The organism is Saccharomonospora sp. NB11, assembly GCF_015910535.1.
GTDB lineage: Bacteria > Actinomycetota > Actinomycetes > Mycobacteriales > Pseudonocardiaceae > Saccharomonospora.
Genome location: NZ_JACBJG010000004.1, coordinates 124,882 through 149,495 on the forward strand (window position 1 = coordinate 124,882; position 24,614 = coordinate 149,495).

Sequence of the window (24,614 nt, forward strand, 5' to 3'; positions counted from 1 at the left end):
TGGGTCGGACCGGTGCGGTGGAGCTGGGTTCAGCTCACTCCGGCACCACCATCGGCGTGCCCGTCACGGGGTCGGGCACGACGACGCTCGGCAGGTCGAAGACCTGTTTCATCAGGACCGTGTCGACGATGTCGGCGGGCCGTCCCTCGGCGACGACACGGCCCTCCTCCATCGCGACGAGATGGTCGGCGAACCGGCACGCCTGGTTGATGTCGTGCAGCACCGCGATGATCGTCCGACCCTCGTCGCGCAACGCCGACAGCAGTTCGAGCAGGCGGTACTGGTGCGTGATGTCCAAGAAGGACGTCGGTTCGTCGAGCAGCAGGTACGGCGTCTGCTGGGCCAGCACCATCGCCACCCAGACCCGCTGCCGTTGTCCCCCGGAGAGTTCCTGCACCGGCCGCTCCGCGAGCTCCTCCACCCCCGCGACCCGCATCGCGTCGGCGACCGCCTCGGCGTCCTGCGACGTCCACGTCGACAGCAACGACTGGTGCGGGAAGCGGCCGCGGCCCACGAGCTGTCGCACCTTGATTCCCTCGGGTGCCAGCGGGTCCTGGGGCAGGAACGCCAGGAGCCGCGCGAGCTGCTTCGGCGCGTAGGTGTCGACGTCCTTGCCGTCGAACGACACGCTGCCCTCGGCGGGTTTCATCAGTCGCACGAACGACCGCAGCAGGGTGGACTTGCCGCACCCGTTGGGGCCCACCACGGCGGTGAATGCCTGGTCGGGCACGTCGAGGGTCAAGCGGCGCGACACCACACGGTCGCCGTACCGCAGTGTCAGGTCCCGCGCACGAAGTCGTGCGGTCACGTTCGCCTCACCTCCTGGGCCAACAGCCACATCAGATAGCCACCGCCGATCGCGGTCGTGATCACACCGACGGGAAGGGACACCGGAGCCAGCAACAACTGCGCGAGCAGGTCGGCCACCTGCAGCAGCACCGCGCCGGTCAACGCGGCGGGCAGCACCGCGACACCGGACGCCCGGGCGAGTCGACGGCCGATCTGCGGTGCGGCGAGCGCGATGAACACGATCGGGCCCGCGATCGCGGTGACCGTGGCGGTGCACCCCACACCGATCACCACCATGAGCAGCCGAAGCCGGTCGAGCCCGACTCCCGTGGCGACGGCGAGCGCGTCCCCGAGGGCCGACTGGTGCATCGACTGCACCACGAGCGCCGTCGCCACGAACAACACGCCCAGCACGGTGAACGGCAGCGCCAGGTCCTCCCAGTCGATGCCGTTGAGGGAACCGGAACTCCAGCCCACGGCGGCGATGGCGACCTCCAGCTCGGCCCGCAGCACCAACCACGAGTTGAGCGCGGTGATCATCGCGTTCACCGCGATACCGATCACGACGAGCCGCAGGCCGGAGAGCCCGTTCTGCCACGACAGGAAGTACACGAGGGCCGCCGCCACCAGACCGCCGACCACCGAGCTGGCCGCCAAGTGCACCGACGTGCCCGCCAGCAGCGTCATCGCCACGAGCGTGCCCGTGTACGCCCCGGCGTCCAGCCCGATGACGTCCGGGCTGCCCATCGGGTTGCGGGTGAGGTTCTGGAAGATCGCGCCCGCGACGCCCAGGGCGGCACCGAACACGATGGCCGCCGCCACCCTCGGCAACCGCCATTCGAGGATCACCACGCTCGGGTTCGTGCCGACGAGCGCGGCCAGGACCTCGCCGGGGTCGCTCCACGTTGTTCCGTAGCAGAGCGCGGTGAAGCCGAGCCCGAGGATGACGGCGACGAGCACACCCGTCAGCACGAGCGTGCGCCGCTTCACGAACCAGGTGCGGCCCTTGAACCGGAGGGCGACCGGACTGGTCGACGCGCTCACAACGACCCCGCCCCGTAACGCCGGACGGCCCAGATGAGCACCGGGCCGCCGAGGAACGCGGTGACGATCGCGACCGGCACCTCGCCGGTGGGCAACAGCACCCGGGAGATGGTGTCGGCCGCCACCATGAGGATCGGGCCCGCGAGCAGGCAGTAGCCCACGAGTCGCGGCACCGATCCCGCGGCGAGCCGACGCAGCAGGTGGGGCACGATCAAACCGACGAAAAGGATCGGTCCGGCCACCGCGGTGGCCGCGCCCGCCAACACCGTGATCGTCACGATCGTCAGGGTGCGCACGCGCGCGACGTTGGCGCCCAGGGACTGGGCGACGCTGTCGCCGAGAGCCACCGTATTCAGCGTGCGAGCCAGCGCGACGGCACCGATCAGGGCCAGCGCGATCGCGACGAGCGGCACCGTGAGATCGGTTTGCTCGCGACCGGCCAGCGAGCCCACGGCCCAGAAGCGGAACCGGTCGAGCGTGTCCGGCGACATCAGCCGGATGCCGAGCGACAGCCCCTGCAGCACCGCGCTGAACGCGACACCGGCCAGCAGCAGCCGCAACGTGGATCGACGTCCGACCGAGTACACCAGCAGCGTGGCGAGCACGGCGCCGACCACCGCGGCCACGAGCGTGCTCCAGGCCGTCACGGCGATACCGGTGGCCGTTCCCACGGTGAGCGCGAACCCGGCTCCCTGCGTCACACCGAGGACACCGGGCTCAGCGAGCGGGTTGCGCGACAACGTCTGGATCAGGGCGCCGGACACCGCGAGCGCCGCACCCACGGCGATGCCGAGCAGGGTGCGCGGCAGTCGCACGTCACGCACGACAAGGTGGTTGTCGGAGCCGTCGAAGGCGAACAACGCCCGCAGCACGTCACCGGGCGGCACGGGGCGGGCGCCGATCGCGATGCCGGCGACGCACACCGCCACCAGCGCCAGCACACCCACGGCGAGGACGCCCGCCTGGGCCGTCCTCGCCGTGGAGTGATCGGGTGCGACCGTGCGCGTCACTGGTCCAGCAGCGGCGCGAGGGACTCGTCGAGCGCGTCGAGCGCCAACATCGCCTGGCCGTAGGTCGCGGCCTCGGTGTAGCGGATCGGGAACGTCATGTCCTTCTTCACCGCGGGCAGGTTCTTCCACAGCTCGGAGTTGGTCACGTACTTCACCGACTCGGGCAACGAGCCGTCGGCGTTGACGGTGTAGGTGATGGCGTCCGCCTCGGCGAACGCCGAGGGCAGTTCCTCGATGGACGGATACTCGCTGACCGCACGCGAGCCTTCGCCCTTCTCCTTCACCTCGCCGTAGTAGTGGCCGCCGATGTCGTTGATGACGTTGGTGCCCCACGAGCCGTCGAACTCGCGCTGGAAGTTGCCGTTCTCGACCTCGCCGTAGGAGCCCACGTGGGCCAGCTTCAGCGACGGCAGCACGCTCTCGTACTTCTCCGCAAGCTGGGCCGCCTTCTCCTCGTACTCGGCCTTGAGCGCGTCGAAGTTCTCCAGCGCGCCCGCGGCGTCGGCCTGCTGACGCGACAGCTCACGCCACGCCGACGGCACGGTCGGTCCGATGGCGACCACGGGAGCGATCGACTCCAGCCGCTCGACGTCGACGTCCTTGAGCACCGGGGCCGGGACACCGATGACGATCAGGTCGGGCTTCGCCTCGGCGATGGCCTCGTAGTTGGTCTCCGCCGCGGACTCACCGGCCACCTTCGGCAGCTCGTTGTAGGTGGCGAGGTCCTCGTCGCTCATCATCGGCTCGCCACGCTTCCACGTGGAGATGCCGACGAGCGGGGCGTCGGCCTCGATCAGCACGGGCACGGCGTAGCCGGTGGCCACCACCCGCTGCGGGTCGGCGGGGATGGTGACGTCGCCGTTGTCGGCGGTGAACACGCGCGTGGCTCCGTCGTTCGCGGAGGCCCCGTCGTCGGCGCCGTCGCCGCATCCGGCGACGGCGCCCAGCGCCAGCACGGCACCGGTGACGAGAGCACCGATCCTGGTTCTCCTCGACAGGCGCGGGAAGGTGAGTCGTGACATCGGTCAATGTCCTCGGTGTTTCAGGCAGGCCCTGGCGGCCCGACACGGCTTGGAGAAGGGTGGTCCGGCACCGGTGGCGCCGGTGGGTGGGTCAACGCTTGGCGTGCACCGCGTGCTCGGCGTGATCGTGGTCGTGCGCGTCGTGGTCGTCGTAGTCGGCGACCCCGCGCTTCCAGTAGCCGGTGATGTCGTGGTCGTGCCGCGCCAGCTTCAGCTCGTCGCGTACCCAGCGCCTCAGCGGCTTGATCGCGCCCGCCTCACCGGCCACCCAGACGTAGGTGCGCTCGTCGGGCACGAGCGGAAGCGCACGCACGGCACGTTCGAGCAGGTCCGTCGTTCCCGGAGCCCGATCGCCGCGGTGCAACCACCGCACCTCCACCGCCTCGGGGCGCGTCAGGGCGATCTCCTCGGCGGGACCGGCCACCTCGATGACCGCCCACCCGGCCGCGGTCGGGGGCAGCGCCTCCAGCCAGCGCGCGATGGCGGGCAGGGCGGTGATGTCACCGGCCAGCACGTACCTGTCGTAGGAGAAGGGCACGATCAGTCCCCCGGGCGGACCGGCGACGTGCACCTGCTCCCCCGGCCGCACCGAGCGGGCCCATTCGGAGGCGAGGCCGCCCGGGTGCAGGGCGATGTCGATGTCGAGTTCGCCGGTCACCGGGTCGTACGCACGGACCGTGTACTCGCGCGCCGTCGGCGAGGGGCGGGGCCAGCGCAGCATCAGCCCGTCCGGCTCCGGGAGCCGGAGCCGCCCGTCGGCGTCGGGGAAGATCAGCTTGATGTGCTCGTCCGGCGCATGGGCCTCGAAACCCTCGGTACCCTCGCCGCCCAACGTGACCCGGACGAGCCCGGCGCCGAGCCGCCGGGTGCGGACCACCTCGGCGGTGCGGATGTGGATCGGGTAGCCCACCTTCTCGGCGACGGCACCCGCCCTCACCTCGGCGATACGGTCGAGGTGACGGTGCCGGTGATCGACGCGCGTCATGCCCTCACCTCACCGGTGACGACGGCGATCCAGTGCGCGAGCTCGGGACGCTCCGCGAGGTCGGGGTACTCCACGGTCGCCCCCGCCGCGCGCCAGCGGTCGATCAGGCTCATGATCCGGATCGAGTCCAGGCCGAGGTCCAGCAGGTTCTCCTCGGGCGCGATCGACTCGGGCTCCCGGCCCAGCAGTTCCGCCACGTCGGCGCGCACGCGCTCCGCGGACAGGACGGATCGGTCGGTCATTCAGCTCACTCCTGTGGTCATCTCGGCCGCGAGCGCGGCACGGACGTCGGCGGTGGTGGTGACCACGCCACAGCGCGACGCGACGTAGTCGCACGCCTGGTCGTGGTGGGCGCGGGAGAAGTCGGCCACCGCGTCGGCGACGAGGAAGGGCTGGACGTCCCGCATGAACGCCTCGACGGCGGTGGTCTGACACCCGATGTGCGCGTAAACCCCGGTCACGACGAGCTGGTCGCGGCCGGAGGCGGCCAGCAACTCCGCCAACGCGCTGCGCTGAAAGGCGCTGTAGCGCCACTTCTCCAGGACGGTGTCGTCCGGTCCCGGCGCCAGGTCGTCGACGATGTCGGCGGCCGTCGGGTCGGTGTCGATGACCGCCCCGATGCCGTCGCCCCAGAACTGGGTCAGCAGGCCGCGATCGGCGGGATCCTGGCGGCCCGGCTGCGCGGTGTAGAACACCGGCACGCCACGCTCACGGCACGCGTCGGCGAGAGCGGCGACGTTCGCGACGACCTCGGGAATCGGCGATCCCGCGTAGGGCGCGAGAAAGTAGCGCTGCATGTCGTGGACCAGCAGTGCCGCGCGGGACGGATCGACCTGCCAGTCCACCCGCCCGGACGGCAGCTCGGCCGCCTCGGGCAGGGGGTACGGCTGGATCTTCGGGAGGGACACCCGCATCACCTGTTCCTGGCGTGGGCCGCCAACGCGGCACGCAGTTCGCGTTTGCTGGTCTTGCCGACCCCGGTGACCGGGAAGCTGTCGACCACGACCACGAGGTCGGGCACCTTGAAGGCGGCGACGCCGCGCTCGCGCACGAACCGGCGAAGCTGCGCCTCGCTCGGCTCGGCGCCGTCGGTGGGCACGACGTAGGCACAGGTCCGTTCGCCCAGGTACTCGTCGGGGACGCCGACCACCGCGGCGTCGAGGACGTCCGGGTGTGCCATCAGGTGGTTCTCGACTTCCTCGGCCGACACCTTCTCGCCGGCCCGGTTGATCTGCTCCTTGGCCCGCCCGACGACCTCCAGGTGTCCGGACGGGTGCCGCCGCACGAGGTCACCGGTGCGGTAGAAGCCGTCGGGGGTGAACGCTGTGGCGTTGTGCGCGGCGGCGCGGTAGTACCCGCGGATGGTGTACGGCCCGCGCGTGAGCAGTGCCCCCGTCTCACCGGGCGCGACCTCGTCGGTCGACGCGGCATTCGGGTCGTCGGGGTCGACGATCCGGATCTCGTCGTCCAGCGAGATCGGCCGCCCCTGCGTGCCGAGGACGAGGTCGTCGGGGTCGTCGAGCCGGGTGTAGCAGACCAGTCCCTCGGCCATGCCGAACACCTGCTGCAGTCGGCACCCAAGCGCCGGACCGATCCGTTCGGCCAGCTCCCGGGCACACTTCGCACCGCCGACGAGCAGGACCTCCAGGCTGGAGAGGTCCCGTTCCGTACGGCCCGCCGCCTGGACCCACGCGGCGGCCAGCGGCGGCACCACCGCGCTGATCGTCACGCGCTCGGACTCGATCAGCCGGAACGCGACGTCGGGATCGGGACGCGGGGCCAGCACGGTGGTCGCGCCCGCGTGCAGCGCGCCGAGCACCCCGGGTGAGCTGAGCGGGTAGTTGTGCGCGACCGGCAACGCCGCGAGGTACACGCTCTCCGGCCGCAACGCGCAGATCCGCGCGCTCTCCCGCACGCTGTAGAGGTAGTCGTCGTGGGTGCGCGGGATGAGCTTCGACAACCCCGTGCTGCCGCCGGAGAGCTGCAGGAACGCGACGCCCTCGGGGTCCGGGTCGGGGAACTCGCGCGGCTCCGTCCGACTCAGCTCGGCAAACTCGGGCGAGCCGACGACGAGAACCTCCCGCACGCTCGCGACGTCGTCGGCGACCTCACGCGCCGTGGCGGCGTGGTCGTGGCGTTCGTGCTCGCCGACGGTGACGATCGCTTTCGCCTCCGCCCGTTCGGCGAAGTGCCGCAGCTCGGTCCTCCGGTGGGCGGGCAGGGTGAACACCGGCCACGCGCCGAGCCGCCACAGCGCGAAGATCACGGAGACGAACTCGGGGCGGTTCGGCAGTTGCACGAGCACGCGGTCCCCCGCGCCGATGCCGCGTCCGGCGAGCCCGGCGGCCAGCCGGTGGGCGCGTTCGTCGAGGTCGGCGTAGGTCCAGCGGGCCAGGCCGTCCTCGGTCTCGCCGACCACCGCGGTGCGCGGACCGTATGCGGCGGCCAGGCTGGTCAACAGCGACCCGAAGGTCTGTCCTCGCCAGTGCCCCGCGGCGCGGTAACGCGCCGCCACCTCGGCGGGCCAGCCGACGTGGTCGGGACCGTCGGGGTGCCCGGCGCTCACGATGCCTCCTCCACGTCGAGCGCACCCAGCAAGGTGCGGAACTTCGCGCTCGTCTCGGCCAGTTCCGAGGCCGGGTCTGACCCGGCGACGATCCCCGCCCCCGCGAACACACGCACACTGCGGTCGCTCACCTCGGCGCACCGGATGGTGACCACCCATTCGCCGTCGCCGTGGGCATCGGTCCAGCCGACCAGCCCGGCGTAGTAACCACGGTCGTGCGGTTCGAGTTCGGCGATGAGATCGCGGGCGCGCGCAGTCGGGGTGCCGCACACGGCGGGCGTCGGATGCAGGGCCTCGGCCAGTCCCAAGGAGGAGGAGGCCGGGTCGGTCGGGTCGGCGAGTGTGCCGGTGATCCGGGTGGAGAGGTGCCACATGGTCGGCGTCCCGATCACCTCGGGTTCGGCGGGGACGTGCAGCTCGCCGCAGAACCGACCGAGCACCTCGGCGACCTGCGACGCCACGTGGGCGTGTTCCCGACGGTCCTTGTCCGACGACAGCAGGTCGGCGATGCGCCGCCGGTTCTCGGCCTCGTCCGTGCTGCGCGGGCGTGACCCCGCCAGCGGGTTGGCGACCACGGTGGTTCCCCGACGCGACACCAGCAGTTCCGGGCTCGCGCCGACCAACGTGCGGGTGGCGCGGTCACCGGGGCCGGTGACGTCGACGGCGAACGCGTGGGCCTCCGGGTTGGCGTGCACCATGCGCGCCAACAGCCTTGGCACGGGGACGGAACGCGATGCGGTGAGTTCCAACGACCGCGCGAGCACGACCTTCTCGACGTCACCACGGTCGATCCTGCGGAGCGCTTCCTCCGCGGCGTCGGTGTAGGTCGCCCGCGCGGGCCGAGGCTCGACCGTCCAGGGACCGAAATCGCCCAGTGTCGGCTCGACGCCCGGTCCCGGTGCGGGTGCCCTCCGCACGACCGCGGGAATCACCAGGCTGGCCTCGGCGTCCGGGCGAAACCCGAGCGCGCCGACCACCATCGGCTCCGCCACGCCGTCGTCGACCGCCGTCGTCAGTGCCGCCGCCACTCCTTCGGCACGCCGTCCGGGCTCGGTCCGGACCTCCGCGCACACGCCGTCCGCGAGGACGGTGCCACTCGGTGAGGAGTAGTAGAACGATCCGGGCAGGTACGCGGCCAACAGCTCGTCCGCCCGATATCTGGGCACCGGCCGCGTCAGCACGGACGACGACACGTCTCCACCCCCAAACGGTTGTATGGTTAGCCTTACCTAATCAGCAAAAGCCGTCGGCGACAAGGTGACCTTCGGGACGAACGTGGAGACTCGCCTCACATCGAGGCGCTGTCGGCGATTTCCCTGCCAGAGCGTTCTTTCACACACCTTTCGCGGCGACACAGTGGACGTTCGGCGAGACGCATACTCGGACCCCGGACAGCGGTCGCACGCCGACCACATCGGCCGACGGCACCAGCCGAGACCGCGCCTCATCGCACCGACCTCCCTCCGTCGCCGCGCTCGACAGAAGATCATTTCACGTTGTAGGAAAGGCTAACCTAATCGCCTCGGGGACGAAAGGGATCGTGTCCCCCACACGTCGAGACCTGCGTTCGTCACGGCGGACGTGTGACCACGCGCACCGAGCGACATGGGGAGACAGCACACCCACCCCGACCGAAGCGAGACTGACGACATGTTCCACTCGCCGGTCGTCCTCGCCCTGGACCTGCTGGGCACGTTCGCCTTCGCATTGAACGGCGCACTCACGGCCATCCGGGCCGCACGACTGGACCTCGTGGGCGTCCTCGTGCTGGGCATGGTCACCGCCCTCGGCGGTGGGATGATCCGCGACATCCTGCTCAACGTGCCGCCCGCCACGTTCGGCGACCTGCGCTATCTCGGCCTCGCCGCCGGGGGCGCTCTCGTCGCGTTCGTCCTGAGCGTGGAACTCCAGCGGTACGCGCGACTGATCAACGTCTTCGACGCCGTCGGGTTGAGCGTGTTCTGCGTGACCGGCATGAGCAAGGCACTCGACGCCGGCATGGGCAGCGTGCAGGCCGTCCTCCTCGGCGTGATCACCGCCGTCGGCGGCGGCACACTGCGCGACATGGCCGTGATGCGGGTTCCGACCGTACTCACCAGCGACTTCTACGCCGTCCCCGCGCTCGTCGGCGCGATGCTGGCCGCCACCGGCGTGTGGCTCGGCCTCGACGGGCTCGTCGCCGCGCTGGTCCCCGCGGCCGTGGCCTTCACCATCCGCATGCTCGGCGTCCGTTACAGCCTTCGAATGCCCCGCACCCGCGAGGCCGATCCCGCGACCGGCCGACGACGTCGCGGCGGCCGCGACAAGAAGCGAGACGACTGACAGCAGAAGGCCCAGCCCCCACCTTCCGCACGATCCACTCGGCAACGCGGGGCCACGAGACCACCCGACTCGTCTCGACCACGTTGCGACGTCGTCACGGTGTCGACACCAGCGCGCCCGGATCGACGAGCGACAGCACACGGCCTATGGCCGCCCACCAGCGACGACGTGCATTCCACACCGGATCACCACGGACCGGACTACTCCATTCGGCCTACAACCTTCGGCGGCACGAATTCGGCAGCAGTTTGTTTAAGGTTCACCCGATCGTGTGTCTTTTCCGGACTTGAGTCCGGATCCAACCGGAGGTGGCATGTCCCGCTTCAGATCCCTGCTGCTCCCGACCGCACTCGCGGTCGGCGCCGGCAGCGTCCTCGTCGCACCCGCGGCGACCGCCGAGTCGCCCAGCGTGGACTGCGACACCACGAGCACCCCCTACACCTACGTGGTGCTGTACGAGCCCCACACCCCGCAGGCCGAGGTCGATGCCGAACTGGCCGCCACGTGTGGTTCGCGGGTCGCCTACTACTCGGAGATCGGCGTCGCCGTCGCCAGCTCGCGCAACGCCGACTTCGCCGAACTCGTCGGTGTCGACCGGGCCTACTCCGGCGCCCGTGAGGTCGACGACCCGGCTCCCTCCGGCGCCGCCGCGCTGCGCGCCCAGGCCCGGGCGGAGATCGAGACCGAGGAGACCGTGGAGGTCGTCACCACCACCGACCTCTCGGCCCAGCAGTGGGACATGCGGATGATCAAGGCTCCGCAGGCCAACGCGATCGACGAGGGCAGCCCCTCGGTGACCGTGGGCGTGCTGGACTCCGGCATCGAGCCCACCCACCCCGCGCTCGTCGGCGCGCTCGACCCGACGACGTCGGCCGGGTGCAACACGGGTGCCCCCGACACCGACCCCGAGGCGTGGGCTCCGACGACGTCCGACCACGGGACTCACGTCGCGGGCACCATCGCGGGCAAGGACACCGCTCGCGGCTTCACCGGCATCGCCCCGGGCGTGCGGATGGCGTCGGTGAAGGTCGTCAACGACGAGGGCTACATCTACCCCGAGGCCGCCGTGTGCGGGTTCATGTGGGCCGCCGAGCACGGCTTCGCCGTGACCAACAACAGCTACTACGTCGACCCGGGCATGTTCTACTGCCCGAGCCAGCCGGGCGACTCGGCCGCCTTCGAGGCCGTGCGACGCGCCGTCGCCTACTCGCAGCAGCGTGGCGTGCTGAACGTGGCCGCCGCGGGCAACAGCGGCTTCGACCTGACCGACCCGCCCGCCACCGACCCCAACCGGGGACACCCGGTGAACTCCGGCTGCAAGATCCTGCCCAAGAGCCTCGACGGCGTGGTGACCGTCTCCGCGGTCGGCTACAACGGCACCAAGTCCTCGTACAGCAACTACGGCACCGGTGAGGTCGACGTGACCGCGCCGGGCGGCGACAGTGCCCAGCTTCCGCCGGAGGGCGAAGGCGCGGGCTGCCCGATCTCCAGCGTGTTCAACGGCCAGTACGGCACGAAGTGCGGGACCTCCATGGCCTCCCCGCACGCCGCCGGCGTGGCCGCGCTGATCGCGAGCAAGCGCCCCAACCTGCCGCCGCAGGCGATCGCCGCTCAGCTGCGCGCCAAGGCCACCCCGGTGGCGTGCGACGGCGCCGAAGAGTGCACCGGGCCCGCCGCGAAGAACTCCTTCTACGGCCACGGCCTCGTCGACGCCCTGGCCGCCGTGCGGTAGTCCGGACGGACACCGAGGTGGGGTCGTCGACAACCGACGAGCCGTCGACGCCCCCACCGTGACGACGAAGCCGGCGCTCTCCAGCGCCGGCGTATAGGTCGTTATACATCCAACGTGGACGCTCACCGGCCCGGCCGACCGGGCACCCGACGTCCCGAGGTCAGGACCGCTGGCGCGCGTCCTTCTCCTTCAGCCGCGCCAGCTCCTTGCGCACCTCCGCCTGCGTGGCCCGCTCCCGTTCGAGCCACTCGGGCATTTCCGCCTTCAGCGCGTTGATCTGTTCCGTGGTCAGCGCCTCGGTGACCCCGCCACGTGCGAGCCCGCTGATGGAGACCCCGAGTCGGGCCGCGACGACCGGACGCGGGTGGGGCCCGTTGCGACGCAGCTCGCGCAGCCACTCCGGCGGGTCCGTCTGCAGGGCGTTCAGTTCGTCGCGCGAGACGACGCCGTCCCGGAAGCTTTCCGGCGCCGCGTCGGGGTAGATGCTCAGCTTCTTCGCCGCGGTCGCGGGCTTCATGGTCTGGGGCTTCTTGCGCGACGTCATGCCGTCCAGCGTAACGACCGGCGTCCCGCCGGTGCCGCCGACGCCAGTACGCTGGTCCGGTGCCCGATTCGGACGACCAGCCCACCTTCACACTCGCCTACGTTCCCGGCGTGACGCCCGACAAGTGGGTGCGGAAGTGGACCGAGCGGGTACCGAGGGTTCCTCTCACGCTGCTGCAGGTCACCCCCGCCGACGCCGCCGACACGGTGCGTCGTCGGGACGCCGACGCCGTGTTGCTGCGCCTGCCGACCGATCGCGACGGCCTGCACGCGATCCCCCTCTACACCGAGACGACCGTCGTCATGGTGCCGAAGGACCACTACGTGGCCGCCGCCGACGAGGTCAGCCTCGACGACGTGACCGACGAGATCACCTTGCACCCGCAGGACGACACCCTCGACTGGGAACGCCCTCCGGGCCGCCCCGCCATCGAGCGCCCCGCCACCACCAAGGCGGCCGTCGAGCTCGTGGCGGCGGGCATCGGAGTACTGATCGTGCCCCAGTCCCTCGCCCGCCTGTATCACCGCCGCGACCTCGTCTATCGGCCGGTGACGGACGCGCCGCAGTCCCGAGTCGCCCTGTCCTGGCTGGAGGACGAGACGACCGAGCTGATGGAGGAATTCATCGGCATCGTCCGAGGACGCACCGTCAACAGCACCCGGGGGCGACAACAGCAACCCGCTGCGAAGGACAAGCGCACCACGACGAAGGCCAAGGCTGCGAAGCAGCCGAAACCGACGTCGAGTCGTCGCACTCCCCGCTCGGGTGGCCCGAAACGCGGCAGTCGGAAGAACCCGCGTCGCCGCCGCTGACGGCCGCCCAACGCGACAGGGCCCCGCGCCGATCCCGACGCGGGGCCCCTCGTCACCTCGCACTCAGAGCGCGCAGTACGCGTCGAGTGCAGCCTGGCCGACGTCCTGCTGCCCCTTCGTCCCACCGATGAGGTGGAACTCGTTGGCCGCGAGAACGACCTGCTTCTCGCCGTCGTCACTGGTCAACCAGAGCGTGAAGTAGCCGAGGACACCACCGGTGTGCTGCCACACCGGACCGCACGGCGTCTCGGCCTTGATCACGCCGAGCCCGTAGCCGGCCGTGCCGTCCTCGCTGGCAGGCACGAGCGTCTTGAGCTCCTCCAACTGCTGCTCGGGCAGCAGCTCACCGGTGAGCAACGCGCGCTCGAATGTCGCCAGGTCGTCCAACGTGGACACCATGGCTCCCGCCGCACCGCTCACCTGGACGTTGGACACCGTGACGTCCCGAATGAGCAGGCTGGTGGCCCAGAAGTGACCGGACATCCACTCGCCGTCCGTCGTCGGCTCGGTGGGATAGCTGGTGTCCGTCAGACCGAGCGGCTCGATGATGCGCTGCTCGATCTCCGTCGCCGGGTGGTTGCCCGTGACGGCCTCGATCACCATCCCCGCGAGGATATAGTTGGTGTTCGAGTAGAAGAACTTCTCCCCCGGCGCACCGACCGGTGCCCGCTTCAGCGCGATGTCGACCAACGCCTGCGGCTCGTACTGCTGATGCGGGTTGAGGTTGGCGGCGTACGGCAACGCCACCTCCGCCGCGTCGAGGTACTCCGGCAGGCCGGACGAGTGGTTCAACAACTGACGAACGGTGATCGTCGAGCCGTCGTGCTGCCCCGTGTTCACCGCGTCGGGCAACCACGTGGCCACCGTGTCGTCCAGCGACAGCTTGCCTTCCGCTTCCAACTGCAGCAGCACGGTGGCCACGAAGGCCTTGGTGTTGCTGCCGATGCGGAAGCGGTGCTGGGGGTCGGCGGGCACGTCCTTGAACCGGTCGGCCTCACCCGCCGCGACGTACTCGGCGTCGTCGCCGTCCCGGACGAGACCGATGACGCCGGGATAACCGTCGCTGACGCCGAGTTCGGCGCCCGCCTGCAGGATGTCGGCAGCCGTGTCGGTGTCGGCCGCGGCGACGCCGGGGCCGGCGAGAGCCACCGTCGCCAGCGACAGCACGGCGCCGAGAACGGGTACGCGTTTCCTCAAAAATCCTCCCATGGGAACGGTCGTGAGCCGGGCGCTGCCCGGACGTCCCGGAACACCCGACTCGTGATCACCGTCGACCGTAGGTCAGGGCGTTGAATTCGGGGTGAAACCCCAGCGTGGGCGCGGTCGGAGTCAGGATCCGCCACGCACGATGCGGTCGAGTTGCTCGTCGAGCAGGTCCTGAGCATACGGGGCTGCCGTGTGTCCGATGAGGACCAGATCACCGAGCCCACTCGCGAGCGCGAGCAGCACCGTGGCGGCACGGGCGGGGTCGACGCCGTCCGCGACGTCTCCCTCTTCTCGCGCCTTGCCGAGTTGCAGAGCGAGGAAATCGACGAGTTCGGTGTGTCCGGTTCGCAGTTCCTTCACCATCGCGGCGTCCTCCAGCGCCGCGGTGTCGAACATCTGCGCCACCCGACGGTGCGCCAGCCGCGACGGGGTGGTCGGCACCAACGAGCGAAGAATGATCCGGACCACCAGCAGGCTCGACGGCTCGACGCCCGCTTTCGCGAGGTCCGCCTCGATCCGCTGCCGCGTGAGCCGCTGCACGTGCGCGTAGGTGGCCCGCAGCAAATCGGTCCGGTTGGTGAAGTAGTGCTGGACGCGCCCGAGGGAGACACCCGCCTCGGTCGCCACCCGGCGGAAGGTCAACGCGTCGACTCCACCCTGCTCGACGGTGCGCAGCGCCGCCTCGATCAGCTCACCGCGTCGCTCCTCGTAGGTCACGCCGACACCCCGCACTCGCGCCTCCTCGTCGCCGTCCGACAAGAGCAGATCATACGTATTGACGTGCCCAACGGGTACACGACGTGCTACGCTCGCGCAGTCCAATACAGAAGTATTGCTTTGCTGAGACACCTGGGGGCTACCGTGAGCAAGAGCGTGGGCATCCTGGAGCCGGTCGGCATCCTGCTGGCGGTGCAGGGCATCGGAGGAACGGTCAACAACATCCTGGGCGACGGACCGAGCTGGTTCCTGCTCAACCACATCGACGCACTGGAGGGCTTCCGCCTGCCACTGCACGTCCTGATGGCCGTCGTGGGTGTCCTGCTGGTCGTCGGCCCGCAACTGCGGAAGTGGCGCGGCGACCGGACAACACGCTGACCCTTCCCGTGCGCATCGCGGGCACGGCGGTGCGCACGGGTCAGTCCTTCAACGGGTCGTGTCCCCAGTTCATCAGGGAATACCGCCAGGGCGTGGCGGAGACGTCCCCGTCGGGCCGCTGCGCGAGATGTCGGTGCACGTAGGAGACGACCTTGCGCATGTGCGCGGCGTCGTCCTCGTCGAGATCGCTCTTCTTCGACCGCAGCAGCCGCACGATGCGTCGCCCGGACTCGTGCCCCGTCGACTCGCCGCCGGAACTCTTGTCCCCCACGCTGCGCGACTCGGACGTCTCCAGCCACTTCTCCAACTCCACGGCCGTCATGTTCACGGCCTCGTTCCAGTCCTGCCAGATCTCGTCCACCGCGTCGGCGCTCATGTCGCTCTCCCCGCCTTCCGACACCCATCCCCTGTGTCGATACCCGCCCGGAACGCGACGACACGAGCCACGGTCAGTGATCAGTACACTGCGCACGGTACGGGAGCGGCTTGCGACGGAAGGTGTTCATGGGACTCGGGAAGTCGGTTCGTCTGTTCCTTGCGGACGGAACGCCGGGCGGCCTCATCACCGCCGAAATCATGAACTGGACCGGGCACGTCCTCAGCGCCCCGCGATCCGACCTCCGCTCATTGCTCAAGCGCCCGGAGACCAACCGCACCGGCATCTACCTCTTGCTCGGCGACGATCCGAACAGCCCCGGCAACACTCGCGCCTACATCGGGGAAGGCGACGACGTGGGACGCCGCCTCGAAGCGCACGCACGCGAACAGGGCGGTAAGGAGTTCTGGGAACGCGCCATCGTCCTGACGAGCAAGGACATGAATCTGACGAAAGCGCACGCACGCTATTTGGAATCACGTTTCATTGCTCTCGCCCAGAGCGCGGGTCGGGCCGTTCTCGAGAACTCGACAGCTCCCCAGCCCATTCCGCTGCCGGAAGCAGACCGCTCGGACATGGAATTCTTCATCGAGCAAGCCAAGATCGTGCTCCCGGTCCTCGGCGTGAACCTCCTGCGGTCCACCCGGGAACTGCCCACGGCGCCCGGGTCTCCTCCCGAGAGCACGTCGGCAGCGACGTCTCCACAGCTCGAACTGACCGACAACAAGGGTTCGCGAGCGACCGCACAGGAGGTCGACGGCGAGTTCACGGTGCGCGAAGGGTCGCTGGCCCGCCCCGCGTGGACCGGATCCCCGCACAACTACCGCAAGCTGCGTCAGCGATTGGAGGACGACGGCACGTTGGTGCCGTGTTCCGAGGGACGGGCCATGCGCTTCTCGCGCGATCACGTGTTCGCCAGTCCGAGCGCGGCCGCAGCCGTGGTACTCGGCCGCCCGGCTAGCGGACGCAAAAGTTGGCGCGTCGTCGGCTCACGCACGACGTATGCCGAGTGGCAGGAGAGCCTTCTCGACAGCGAGACGCCCTGAGAGCCTCAGCGTCCCCAGACATGCCGCGGCCCGGCCGAACAGGAGTGTTCGGCCGGGCCGGGGAGGGACGTGCTCAGCTCGTGCCGGCGGGCGTTTCGGGGTTCTCCGCTTCGCCGTCGTTCTCGACGGCTCCGTCGGAGCCCGACGCGACCCGCTTGCCGAGCAAGGAGTGGCGGCGGCTGTAGGCGAAGTACACGACCACGCCGAGCGCCATCCAGATGAGGAATCGCAGCCAGGTCAGCACCGTGAGGTTCAGCATCAGCCACAGGCACGCGGCGATCGCGAGAATCGGCACGAGCGGCACCAGCGGCACCCGGAAGCCGCGCTTGAGGTCGGGACGCGTCTTTCGCAGCACGAGCACACCGGCGGACACCAGGATGAACGCGAAGAGTGTTCCGACGTTCACCATCTCTTCGAGCTTGCCCGCGTCGAAGAACGTGGCGGCCACGGCCACGACGATGCCGACGAGGATGTTCACCCGCACCGGAGTGCCGCGCGACCCCGTCCTGGCGAGCTTGCGCGGCAGGAGACCGTCACGCGACATCGCGAACAGCACCCGCTGCTGCCCGAGCAACAGCACCATGACCACCGTGGTCAGACCGGCGAGCGCGCCGATCGAGATGATGTTCGCCGCCCAATCGACACCGTGGTAGGAGAACGCGGTGGCCAGCGTCTTGCGGCCCTCGGGCTCCGCGTCGGTGGCGAGTTGGGTGTACGGGACCATGCCCGCGACCACGAGCGAGGTGGCCACGTAGAGGCCGGTCACGATCGCGAGCGAACCGAGGATGCCGCGCGGGACGTTGCGCTGCGGGTTACGGGTTTCCTCCGCCGTGGTGGCCACGACGTCGAACCCGATGAAGGCGAAGAACACCAGCGACGCACCGGCCAGCAGACCGAACGCGCCGTAGACGCTGCTGGAACCACCCACGATCGCGGAGAACAGCGACTGCTCCACACCGGTGCCCGCGTCCCCGCCTTCAGCGGCGGGCGGAATGAACGGCGTGTAGTTGTCCGGGCTGATGTAGGCGAGGCCCATGATGATGACGAACAGAATGATCACGACCTTGAGCGCCGTGATCACGAGGCTGAACCGCGACGACAGCTTCGTGCCGAGCGTCAGCAGCGTCGCGAGGATGGCGACCAGGAGCAGCGAACCCCAGTCGACGTCCACCGCTCCCAACGACACCGTGGTGGTGACGCCCTCGCCGAAGAACATCACCAGCACTTCTTGCAGGTACACCGACCAGCCCTTGGCCACGGCCGCCGCCGCCACCGAGAACTCCAGGACGAGGTCCCAACCGATGATCCAGGCGAGAAACTCACCGAAGGTCGCGTACGAGAAGGTGTAGGCGCTCCCGGCGACGGGCACCGTGGACGCGAACTCGGCGTAGCAGAGCGCGGCCAGCGCACAGGCGACACCGGCGAAGACGAACGCGAGTGCCACCGAGGGGCCGGAGATGTCACCGGCCGTGCGCGCGGTCAACGTGAAGATGCCGGCACCGATCATCACGGCCACACCGAAGACCATCAGGTCCCAGGCGCCGAGGTTACGACGTAGTCGGGTATCCGGCTCGTCGGTGTCCGCGATCGATTGTTCGACGGATTTCGTCCGCCAGATACCGTTGCCCGGCACGTTTCCTCCTTGAAACACCTGGACTCGAAGATCGGGGAAAACCTAGCCGGTCCCGGTCCGCAATGCCAGAAGCAAAACGTCGGTCCCCGCGGTCACCCTCAAGCCAGGTGTCCACGTCGGTCGTTCGTCGTCGGAGACCAGGGTGGCACGGCCCCCACCTGCTCACACACGCGGCATTGAGGAACCATGCGACCGGACAGCGATGGAAACGCTTCGTGATCGCGCGTGTTCGTATCGTTGTCGCGGCATCGAGGACACCGCACGGTCACACCGCGACACGATTTCCACAGAGGACTGGCGCTCAGGCCGCGTGCTGGCGACCGGAGGTCGCGGCGGGCACCCCCGCCGCACCGAGCACCTCGCGGGCGACGAGCACACCACCGACGAACGCGATCGGGAAGACGACGAGCGCCAGGCCCGGAACGAGGCAGAGCAACGAGGCGGGCAACCCGAGCCCGAGTGCGAGTCCTCGCCGCTCGGCCAGCAGCGTGCGCCGCTGCCGCAGGTCCATGCCCCGCCGATAGAACGAGACCGCCACGAGTTCGAGCGCGAGGAACCAGGCGGACACGAGAGCCATGAGCACGGGCACGACCGTCTGGCCGACCACCGGGACGAATCCGGCGACGAACAGGGGCAGCGTGAACATCAGCGAGCGCAGCGCCAGCAGGACGCCGTCCCGCAGCCCCATCCACGTCAGGCGCCACCACGGCAGCTCTGCCTCGCTCGGCGCGTCACCGAGGTCGTCCTCGACCTTCTCGGCGATGGCCTCGTAGAAGAAGCCGCCGATCGCCAGCGTCAATGCGGAGAAGCTGACCATGCCGAGCACCGCCGCCGCCCCGATGAGCGCGACCCCGGCCGCGATCCTCGTCGCGGAGCGCCACACGTCGGACCAGTCGTCGGCGAACGGCGTGACCAAGGCCGAGAGGTCCCCGATCCACACGACGAGTGCGATCAGACCGCCGGCCAACAGAGCCGTGGTCACCACGACGGGCAGTACACCGGTCAGCAACAACTTCGGCGACCGCAACAGGATCAGCAGCGCCTGACCGAAGAATCGGACACCCCTCAGAAAGTCCCGCACGGCCACATTCCTACCAGTAACCTGGTTCTCACCGTCCGTTGCCCGGCACATCGGCGTTCGGTCCGGCTGACGACCGCACAGGACGGCCGGGTCGAGCCGCCGGGCCGCCACACCACCGGATCGCCATGGCCGGCAAGCGTTACGACGGCGTTTCCTCTCGCGGGCGAGCGCCCGGAGTCGCCTGTGGACGGCGACGTCATGGCCTGGACGGGAACTCCTGTGGTGACGCAACGTGCTTGATTCACTACGGAAAACAGGGGTTCCACACTTACTTCGGATGCCGTATAAAGTTCGCCATGCCTCATCCCGCTGAACGGTCGGCGCCGACCGGCCAGGAAGCACTCCGCCGCATCCGCACCGGCGCCGTGCTCGCGGCGCTGCGGGAGCACGGCCCCGTCTCCCGGACGGATCTCGCCGAGCTCACCGGGTACCGGCCGTCGTCGTTGACGATGATCGTTCGCGATCTCATGGCCTCCGGTCACATCGTCCAGGCCGGTACCGGAGGCTCGTCGGGGGGCCGCCGACCCCGCCTGTTGCAGTTCAATCCCTCCGCCGAATCGCTCGTGGCGCTCTCCCTGGAGGGCGAGCAGGCCAACGCCGCCGTCGTCGATCTGGCGGGCGAACTGCTCGGCAGCCACAGCCGTCGCGTCGACCCGGCCGAACCGTTGGCCGACCTGGTGTCCCTCACCACCGACGCGCTCGACGCACACCCGACCCCTCGGCCGAGTCGCGTCGTCTTCTCCCTTCCCGGCGTCGCCACGAAACAGGGTTCCGTCACTCTCTCCCCCGTGCTGCGGGCACTCGGCGAGGACGACCTCGCCACGGTGCTGTCCGAGCGGCTGGGCATCCCGGTGCAGGTCGAGAACGACGTCAACCTCATCGCCCTCGGCGAACGCGAACGCGGAGCCGCCGCCGACGTCGACGACCTGGTGCTCATCCACGTCGGCTACGGCATCGGTGCCGCCGTCGTGAGCGGCGGGACGCTGTGCCGGGGAGCGGCCGGGTTCGCCGGGGAGATCGGTTTCCTCCCCACAAGCGTGCCGCCCGCGCCGCACAGCGGGGACCGAGGCCGGTTCGAACAGCGCTGGAGCGTCCCCGGCATCAGTGCCGCGCTGTCGGAGGTGAACGGTCACCGCACTCGGGAGCCGGTCGCCGAACTCGCAGCCCGGGCCGACGAGCCCGCGGTGGGCGCGCTGCGCCGCCAGGTGATCGAGGCCTGGGCGTTCGCCGCCGTCATCTGCGCCTGTGTCACGAACCCGGCGCGCGTCGTGTTCGCCGGAGCCGCACCCCAACTCGGCGAAGCGGGGCTCGCCGAACTCGGCGAGCTCGTGCGCGCCTCCGCCCCGTCCGCACCCGAAGTCGTCTACGCCGCACTCGGCACGCAAGCCCTGAACGTCGGTGCGGTCTCTCCCTCCCTGTTGTCCCACGCTGCGACCCCCACGCAGTCATCGCCACGAAAGGGCAGCTAGATGCGCAGGATTCTCACTCTCCTCACCGGTGTGCTGATGCTCGCCGGACTGACCACCGCCTGCGGACTGCAGTCCGCCGACGACGGCGGCGGACTCACCATCTACACGGCCCGGGACAAGGGCCTCGCCGAACAGGTCGTCAAGGACTTCGAAGCGAAGCACCCCGAGTACGAGGGCAAGGTGCGGCTGCTGACGCTCGGTGCCCAGGAGGCGTTCGAGCGCGTCTCCGCCGAGAAGGGCCGCCCGCAGGCCGACATCTGGTGGGGCGGCACGCAGCAGCAGTTCGACCTGGCCGCCGAGCAGGACCTGCTTGCTCCCGCGCCCGCCGAGGTCCGGGACTCCGTGCCCGAGCGGTACCGTGACGCCGAGGGTCGCTGGTTGGGCGAGATGGTGCTGCCCGAGGTGATCTTCTACAACAAGAACATGCTCAGCCCGGAGGAAGCTCCGAAGGACTGGGACGACCTGCTCGAACCCGAGTACGAGAACAAGATCGCCATTCGTGACGTCGCGGCGTCCGGGACGATGCGCAGCATCTACTCGGCGATGATCGCGCGGGCCGACAGCGTCGAGGACGGCTACGACTGGCTCCGCAAGCTGGACGCGAACACCAAGGTCTACGCCGCCAACCCCACCGACCTGTACCTGCGGATGCAGCGCGAGGAAGCGTCCGTGAGCGTGTGGAACCTGCAGGACGTGCTGCTGCAGCGGCAGAACGGCGCGCCCTTCGAGACGGTCGCGGCGACCTCGGGTGCTCCCCAGCTCGTCGACGGTGTCGCGAAGGTGAAGAACGGCCCGAACGGCGAGGTCGCCGACAAGTTCCTGGCGTTCCTGCTGGGCGAGGACACCCAGAAGAAGCTCGCCGAGGAGTACTTCCAGCTTCCCACCGTCGAGCTGGCCGAGGAGCCGAGCTGGCTCGCGGAGCTGGAACTGACCGAGATGCCCGTGGACTGGGACCTCGTCGCCGCCAAGGAGAAGGAATGGATCTCCTACTGGAGCGAGAACATCAAGAACAAGCACTGACGGCTCCGGTCCCCGCCCGAAGGAAACCTCACCCATGATCCCTGTTCGACTGGACCGCATCAGCAAGAGCTACGGTTCCAACGCACCCGTGGTGCACAACGTCGACGTCACCATCGCCGCGGGCGAGTTCTTCACCCTGCTCGGGCCGTCCGGCTGCGGCAAGTCGACGACGCTGCGCATGATCGCCGGGTTCGTCGCCCCGACCCGCGGCCGCATCCTGTTCGACGACCGCGACATGACCGCGGTGCCGCCGAACAAGCGCGGCACCGGCATGGTGTTCCAGAACTACGCCCTCTTCCCGCACTACGACGTCGCGCAGAACGTCGCCTACGGGCTGGTGTCGCGGAAGGTGCCGAAGGACGAGCGCCGCAAGCGCGTCGCGGCCGCACTGGAGACGGTCGGCCTCGGCGGGTACGCCGACCGGCGCATCGACCAGCTCTCCGGTGGGCAGCAACAGCGGGTTGCCCTGGCTCGTGCCCTGGTGATCAACCCCTCCGTGCTGTTGCTGGACGAGCCGCTGTCCAACCTCGACGCCAAGCTGCGGGAGGAGATGCGCACGGAGATCCGCCGGGCGCAGAAGGACGCCGGCATCACCAGCGTGTACGTGACGCACGACCAGAGCGAAGCCATGGCGATGAGTGACCGCATCGCCGTGTTCGACGCCGGGAAGCTGCACCAGATCGGCACGCCGCGGGAGGTCTACCACCACCCGGCGTCGGCGTTCGTGGCGCGGTTCATCGGGCGCAGCAACGTGCTGCCCGGCGAGGTCGTGGGCCGGGAGGGAGACCAGGTGGCGGTCCGCGTGGCCGGTGGGAAGACCGTCCTCGCGGGCCACCCGGAGGACCTGTCCCTCGGCTCGGGTGACGAGGCCGCCGTCTCGGTGCGGCCCGAACACCTGACGTTCACCGACGCCGGTGCCGGCACGTTCGACGCCGAGGTCCGCGCGATCGAGTTCACGGGCTCGCACTGTCAGTTCGACCTGCGTGCCGGGGACCTCGAGCTGGCGGTCACGGCCGCCGACCGGGCCGACCTGCCACGCCTCGGTGACACCGTCGGCGTGCGGCCGGAACCCGGACGCGCGTGGGTGGTGCGCCCATGAGCGCCCCGACCACCACTCCGCCCGCCCCCGCGGGCGTCTCGACGGAGGCCAAGCGGCGGCGACGGCTCGCACCCGACGGCGACCGGTTCGTGTACGTGCTGGCACTGCCCATCGTGGCCGTGCTGCTGTTCCTGGTCGTCATCCCGATGGCCGCCACAGCGGTGAGTTCGACCGGCGGCGACGGCGCGAGCGCCAACTACGGCAGCCTCTTCGGCGGTGCCTCGGGTCGCGCGCTCGTGCTGTCCGTGGTGACGTCGCTGGCCTCGGTGGTGTGCTGCGGCGTCATCGGCACGCTGCTGGCAGTGTTGATGCACCGCTTCGACTTCCCCGGACGCCGGATGCTGTCGGTGTTCGCGGTGTTGCCGATGGCGTTGCCGCCGCTGATCGGCGCCGTGTCGTTCGTGCTGCTCTACAGCGAGACGGGCATCGTGCCCCGGGCCCTGTCCGAGCTGCTCGGCATCGCCCCGGCCACGACGTCGGTGGGTGGCGTCGCCGGGGTGATCCTCGTGCACGCCTTCACGATGTACCCGTACTTCTACCTGTCGGTGTCGGCCGCGTTGGCGGGCTTCGACGGCTCGTTGGAGGAGGCGGCCACGAACCTGGGCGCGTCCCGGTCGCGGGTGTGGCGCACGGTGCTGCTGCCGATGCTCACGCCCGCGCTCGTCTCCGGTGCGCTGCTGACGTTCATGATGTCGATGGCGTCGTTCACGGCACCGCAGATGTACAACGTCCAGACGCTCACGATGGAGATCGTGTCGGCCCGCACCTCCGGAAATCAGGCGTTGGCCGCCACGCAGGCGACGGCGTTGACGGTGGTGTCGATCGCGTTCCTCGTCGGGATGCGCTGGTACCAGGGGCGGCGAGTGCACCGCAGCCTCTCGAAGGGCACGCCCAGCGCGCGCCGCTCGCCCAGTTCCGCGCTCGCCAAGGCCGGAGCGGGCGTCGGCAGCCTGCTGCTCACGGTGGTGCTGATGGCGCCGGTGCTGGTCATCGTGCTCGTGTCGTTCTCGGTCGACAGCTCGTGGACGAACCAGGTGCTGCCGAGCGAGTACACGTTGGACAACTACACGCGCATCTTCACCGAGCCACAGAGTCTGCTGCCGGTGTCGGTGAGCCTCCAGATGAGCCTGCTCGCCACGGGGGCGGCCATCCTCGTCGGTGCCGCTACCGCCTGGGTCGTGGCCCGGTGGAAGCTGCCCGGCCGCTCGCTCCTCGACGTGATGATCATGCTGCCGTGGGCGCTGCCCGGCACGGTCATCGGTGTGAACCTGGTGACCGCGTTCAACGAGCCGAACGCCGGGAACCTCGGACTCACCCTCGTCGGGACACTGTGGATTCTCCCGGTCGCTTACTTCGTCCGGTTCGTTCCCCTGGTGTTCCGCTCCACGAGCGCGTCGCTGGACCAGATGGACCCGTCCCTGGAGGAGGCGGCCCGCAACCTGGGTGCCGGGCCGATGCGCGTGCTGCGCACCGTCACGCTGCCACTCGTCGTGCGCGGTGTGCTCGCGGGTGCGCTGCTCGCCTTCGTCGACGGCGTGGGCGAGTACGTGGCCTCGGTGGTCATCTACCCGCCGGGACTGCCCCCGATGTCCGTCGAGATCTACAACCGCATCTACTCCTCCGAGTTCGGCAGCGCCGCCGCCTACGGAACGTTGCAGATCGTGTTGATCCTGGCCGTGCTCGTGCTGTCCAACCGGCTCGGTGACGGGCCACGCAAGAAGTCCGCCACGGCGCTGCCCGCGGGCTGACCGCACAACGGAGAA

General features: G+C 69.7%; 24 protein-coding genes. 9 read left to right on the forward strand and 15 right to left on the reverse strand.

Annotation, left to right across the window (positions count from 1 at the left end):
• Positions 1 to 34 precede the first annotated feature (34 nt).
• The 9 genes from JAV51_RS07315 to JAV51_RS07355 all read right to left on the reverse strand — a co-directional run bounded on the left by JAV51_RS07315 (position 35) and on the right by JAV51_RS07355 (position 8,609).
• A complete protein-coding gene (locus JAV51_RS07315) occupies positions 35 to 808 on the reverse strand; it encodes an ABC transporter ATP-binding protein (protein ID WP_197319890.1) in 774 nt (257 codons plus the stop codon).
• Positions 805 to 1,833 carry an iron chelate uptake ABC transporter family permease subunit gene (locus tag JAV51_RS07320; protein WP_197319891.1) on the reverse strand — a complete coding sequence of 343 codons (1,029 nt, stop codon included), beginning with the start codon at positions 1,831 to 1,833 and terminating at the stop codon, positions 805 to 807. The genes JAV51_RS07315 and JAV51_RS07320 overlap by 4 nt, the downstream gene beginning before the upstream one ends.
• Positions 1,830 to 2,843: an iron ABC transporter permease gene (locus tag JAV51_RS07325; protein ID WP_307845763.1), complete on the reverse strand. Its 1,014-nt coding sequence runs from the start codon at positions 2,841 to 2,843 to the stop codon at positions 1,830 to 1,832. The genes JAV51_RS07320 and JAV51_RS07325 overlap by 4 nt, the downstream gene beginning before the upstream one ends.
• The gene (locus JAV51_RS07330; RefSeq protein WP_231641572.1) at positions 2,840 to 3,865 is read right to left on the reverse strand and encodes an ABC transporter substrate-binding protein; all 1,026 of its coding nucleotides are present in this window, start codon (positions 3,863 to 3,865) and stop codon (positions 2,840 to 2,842) included. Before JAV51_RS07330 ends, JAV51_RS07325 begins: the two co-directional genes overlap by 4 nt.
• Positions 3,866 to 3,956: 91 nt before the next feature.
• On the reverse strand, positions 3,957 to 4,850 hold the full coding sequence (locus JAV51_RS07335) for a siderophore-interacting protein (protein ID WP_197319892.1): 894 nt from the start codon (positions 4,848 to 4,850) through the stop codon (positions 3,957 to 3,959).
• Entirely contained in the window at positions 4,847 to 5,092 is a 246-nt protein-coding gene (locus JAV51_RS07340; protein ID WP_197319893.1) for a phosphopantetheine-binding protein, read from the reverse strand. Before JAV51_RS07340 ends, JAV51_RS07335 begins: the two co-directional genes overlap by 4 nt.
• Complete coding sequence (locus JAV51_RS07345; protein WP_197319894.1) at positions 5,093 to 5,764, reverse strand: isochorismatase family protein; 672 nt, start codon at positions 5,762 to 5,764, stop codon at positions 5,093 to 5,095.
• Positions 5,764 to 7,416, reverse strand: coding sequence for a (2,3-dihydroxybenzoyl)adenylate synthase (locus tag JAV51_RS07350; protein WP_197319895.1), 1,653 nt, complete (start codon positions 7,414 to 7,416; stop codon positions 5,764 to 5,766). The genes JAV51_RS07345 and JAV51_RS07350 overlap by 1 nt, the downstream gene beginning before the upstream one ends.
• Positions 7,413 to 8,609, reverse strand: a complete 1,197-nt coding sequence (locus JAV51_RS07355; RefSeq protein ID WP_197319896.1) for an isochorismate synthase — start codon at positions 8,607 to 8,609, stop codon at positions 7,413 to 7,415. The genes JAV51_RS07350 and JAV51_RS07355 overlap by 4 nt, the downstream gene beginning before the upstream one ends.
• A gap of 457 nt (positions 8,610 to 9,066) precedes the next feature.
• On the opposite strand from JAV51_RS07355, the gene JAV51_RS07360 reads away from it, so the two are divergent.
• Complete coding sequence (locus JAV51_RS07360; protein WP_197319897.1) at positions 9,067 to 9,738, forward strand: trimeric intracellular cation channel family protein; 672 nt, start codon at positions 9,067 to 9,069, stop codon at positions 9,736 to 9,738.
• A 313-nt stretch (positions 9,739 to 10,051) separates the two neighbouring features.
• Entirely contained in the window at positions 10,052 to 11,470 is a 1,419-nt protein-coding gene (locus tag JAV51_RS07365; RefSeq protein WP_197319898.1) for a S8 family serine peptidase, read from the forward strand.
• Between the two features lie 160 nt (positions 11,471 to 11,630).
• Here the strand turns inward: JAV51_RS07365 and JAV51_RS07370 are convergent, their stop codons facing one another.
• Entirely contained in the window at positions 11,631 to 12,014 is a 384-nt protein-coding gene (locus JAV51_RS07370) for a DUF5997 family protein (RefSeq protein ID WP_197319899.1), read from the reverse strand.
• A gap of 59 nt (positions 12,015 to 12,073) precedes the next feature.
• Here JAV51_RS07370 and JAV51_RS07375 point away from each other — a divergent pair, with 59 nt between their 5' ends.
• On the forward strand, positions 12,074 to 12,826 hold the full coding sequence (locus tag JAV51_RS07375; protein ID WP_197319900.1) for a LysR family substrate-binding domain-containing protein: 753 nt from the start codon (positions 12,074 to 12,076) through the stop codon (positions 12,824 to 12,826).
• 63 nt (positions 12,827 to 12,889) lie between these two features.
• Here the strand turns inward: JAV51_RS07375 and JAV51_RS07380 are convergent, their stop codons facing one another.
• Positions 12,890 to 14,023, reverse strand: a complete 1,134-nt coding sequence (locus JAV51_RS07380; RefSeq protein WP_197319901.1) for a serine hydrolase — start codon at positions 14,021 to 14,023, stop codon at positions 12,890 to 12,892.
• Between the two features lie 132 nt (positions 14,024 to 14,155).
• Positions 14,156 to 14,791, reverse strand: coding sequence for a TetR/AcrR family transcriptional regulator (locus tag JAV51_RS07385; protein WP_197319902.1), 636 nt, complete (start codon positions 14,789 to 14,791; stop codon positions 14,156 to 14,158).
• 102 nt (positions 14,792 to 14,893) lie between these two features.
• On the opposite strand from JAV51_RS07385, the gene JAV51_RS07390 reads away from it, so the two are divergent.
• Positions 14,894 to 15,127: a hypothetical protein gene (locus JAV51_RS07390; RefSeq protein WP_197319903.1), complete on the forward strand. Its 234-nt coding sequence runs from the start codon at positions 14,894 to 14,896 to the stop codon at positions 15,125 to 15,127.
• Positions 15,128 to 15,167: 40 nt separating this feature from the next.
• Here the strand turns inward: JAV51_RS07390 and JAV51_RS07395 are convergent, their stop codons facing one another.
• Complete coding sequence (locus JAV51_RS07395) at positions 15,168 to 15,503, reverse strand: DUF3140 domain-containing protein (RefSeq protein ID WP_197319904.1); 336 nt, start codon at positions 15,501 to 15,503, stop codon at positions 15,168 to 15,170.
• Positions 15,504 to 15,631: 128 nt separating this feature from the next.
• On the opposite strand from JAV51_RS07395, the gene JAV51_RS07400 reads away from it, so the two are divergent.
• A complete protein-coding gene (locus JAV51_RS07400) occupies positions 15,632 to 16,549 on the forward strand; it encodes a GIY-YIG nuclease family protein (protein WP_197319905.1) in 918 nt (305 codons plus the stop codon).
• Between the two features lie 73 nt (positions 16,550 to 16,622).
• On the opposite strand, the gene JAV51_RS07405 is transcribed toward JAV51_RS07400, so the two are convergent.
• Both JAV51_RS07405 and JAV51_RS07410 read right to left on the reverse strand, forming a co-directional pair.
• The gene (locus tag JAV51_RS07405) at positions 16,623 to 18,182 is read right to left on the reverse strand and encodes an amino acid permease (protein WP_197319906.1); all 1,560 of its coding nucleotides are present in this window, start codon (positions 18,180 to 18,182) and stop codon (positions 16,623 to 16,625) included.
• Between the two features lie 301 nt (positions 18,183 to 18,483).
• The gene (locus JAV51_RS07410; RefSeq protein WP_197319907.1) at positions 18,484 to 19,263 is read right to left on the reverse strand and encodes an EI24 domain-containing protein; all 780 of its coding nucleotides are present in this window, start codon (positions 19,261 to 19,263) and stop codon (positions 18,484 to 18,486) included.
• Positions 19,264 to 19,559: 296 nt separating this feature from the next.
• Between JAV51_RS07410 and JAV51_RS07415 the strand changes: the two genes are divergently transcribed.
• Genes JAV51_RS07415 through JAV51_RS07430 form a run of 4 tightly spaced genes read left to right on the forward strand, consistent with a single transcriptional unit; the run spans position 19,560 to position 24,599 of the window.
• Positions 19,560 to 20,732: an ROK family transcriptional regulator gene (locus JAV51_RS07415; RefSeq protein WP_197319908.1), complete on the forward strand. Its 1,173-nt coding sequence runs from the start codon at positions 19,560 to 19,562 to the stop codon at positions 20,730 to 20,732.
• Positions 20,733 to 21,752, forward strand: coding sequence for an extracellular solute-binding protein (locus tag JAV51_RS07420; protein WP_197319909.1), 1,020 nt, complete (start codon positions 20,733 to 20,735; stop codon positions 21,750 to 21,752).
• A gap of 34 nt (positions 21,753 to 21,786) precedes the next feature.
• Positions 21,787 to 22,851, forward strand: coding sequence for an ABC transporter ATP-binding protein (locus JAV51_RS07425; RefSeq protein WP_197319910.1), 1,065 nt, complete (start codon positions 21,787 to 21,789; stop codon positions 22,849 to 22,851).
• Positions 22,848 to 24,599 (forward strand): iron ABC transporter permease, encoded by a 1,752-nt coding sequence (locus JAV51_RS07430; protein ID WP_197319911.1) that lies wholly within the window; start codon positions 22,848 to 22,850, stop codon positions 24,597 to 24,599. The genes JAV51_RS07425 and JAV51_RS07430 overlap by 4 nt, the downstream gene beginning before the upstream one ends.
• The last annotated feature ends 15 nt before the right edge of the window (positions 24,600 to 24,614 follow it).

What these genes read in the sequence shown, in the direction of transcription:
- JAV51_RS07330 (WP_231641572.1), bottom strand. Translation starts at nt 3,865, where the DNA reads ATGTCACGACTCACCTTCCCGCGCCTGTCGAGGAGAACCAGGATCGGT.
- JAV51_RS07335 (WP_197319892.1), bottom strand. Translation starts at nt 4,850, where the DNA reads ATGACGCGCGTCGATCACCGGCACCGTCACCTCGACCGTATCGCCGAG.
- JAV51_RS07340 (WP_197319893.1), bottom strand. Translation starts at nt 5,092, where the DNA reads ATGACCGACCGATCCGTCCTGTCCGCGGAGCGCGTGCGCGCCGACGTG.
- JAV51_RS07345 (WP_197319894.1), bottom strand. Translation starts at nt 5,764, where the DNA reads ATGCGGGTGTCCCTCCCGAAGATCCAGCCGTACCCCCTGCCCGAGGCG.
- JAV51_RS07360 (WP_197319897.1), top strand. Translation starts at nt 9,067, where the DNA reads ATGTTCCACTCGCCGGTCGTCCTCGCCCTGGACCTGCTGGGCACGTTC.
- JAV51_RS07365 (WP_197319898.1), top strand. Translation starts at nt 10,052, where the DNA reads ATGTCCCGCTTCAGATCCCTGCTGCTCCCGACCGCACTCGCGGTCGGC.
- JAV51_RS07370 (WP_197319899.1), bottom strand. Translation starts at nt 12,014, where the DNA reads ATGACGTCGCGCAAGAAGCCCCAGACCATGAAGCCCGCGACCGCGGCG.
- JAV51_RS07395 (WP_197319904.1), bottom strand. Translation starts at nt 15,503, where the DNA reads ATGAGCGCCGACGCGGTGGACGAGATCTGGCAGGACTGGAACGAGGCC.
- JAV51_RS07400 (WP_197319905.1), top strand. Translation starts at nt 15,632, where the DNA reads ATGGGACTCGGGAAGTCGGTTCGTCTGTTCCTTGCGGACGGAACGCCG.
- JAV51_RS07415 (WP_197319908.1), top strand. Translation starts at nt 19,560, where the DNA reads ATGCCTCATCCCGCTGAACGGTCGGCGCCGACCGGCCAGGAAGCACTC.
- JAV51_RS07420 (WP_197319909.1), top strand. Translation starts at nt 20,733, where the DNA reads ATGCGCAGGATTCTCACTCTCCTCACCGGTGTGCTGATGCTCGCCGGA.
- JAV51_RS07425 (WP_197319910.1), top strand. Translation starts at nt 21,787, where the DNA reads ATGATCCCTGTTCGACTGGACCGCATCAGCAAGAGCTACGGTTCCAAC.
- JAV51_RS07430 (WP_197319911.1), top strand. Translation starts at nt 22,848, where the DNA reads ATGAGCGCCCCGACCACCACTCCGCCCGCCCCCGCGGGCGTCTCGACG.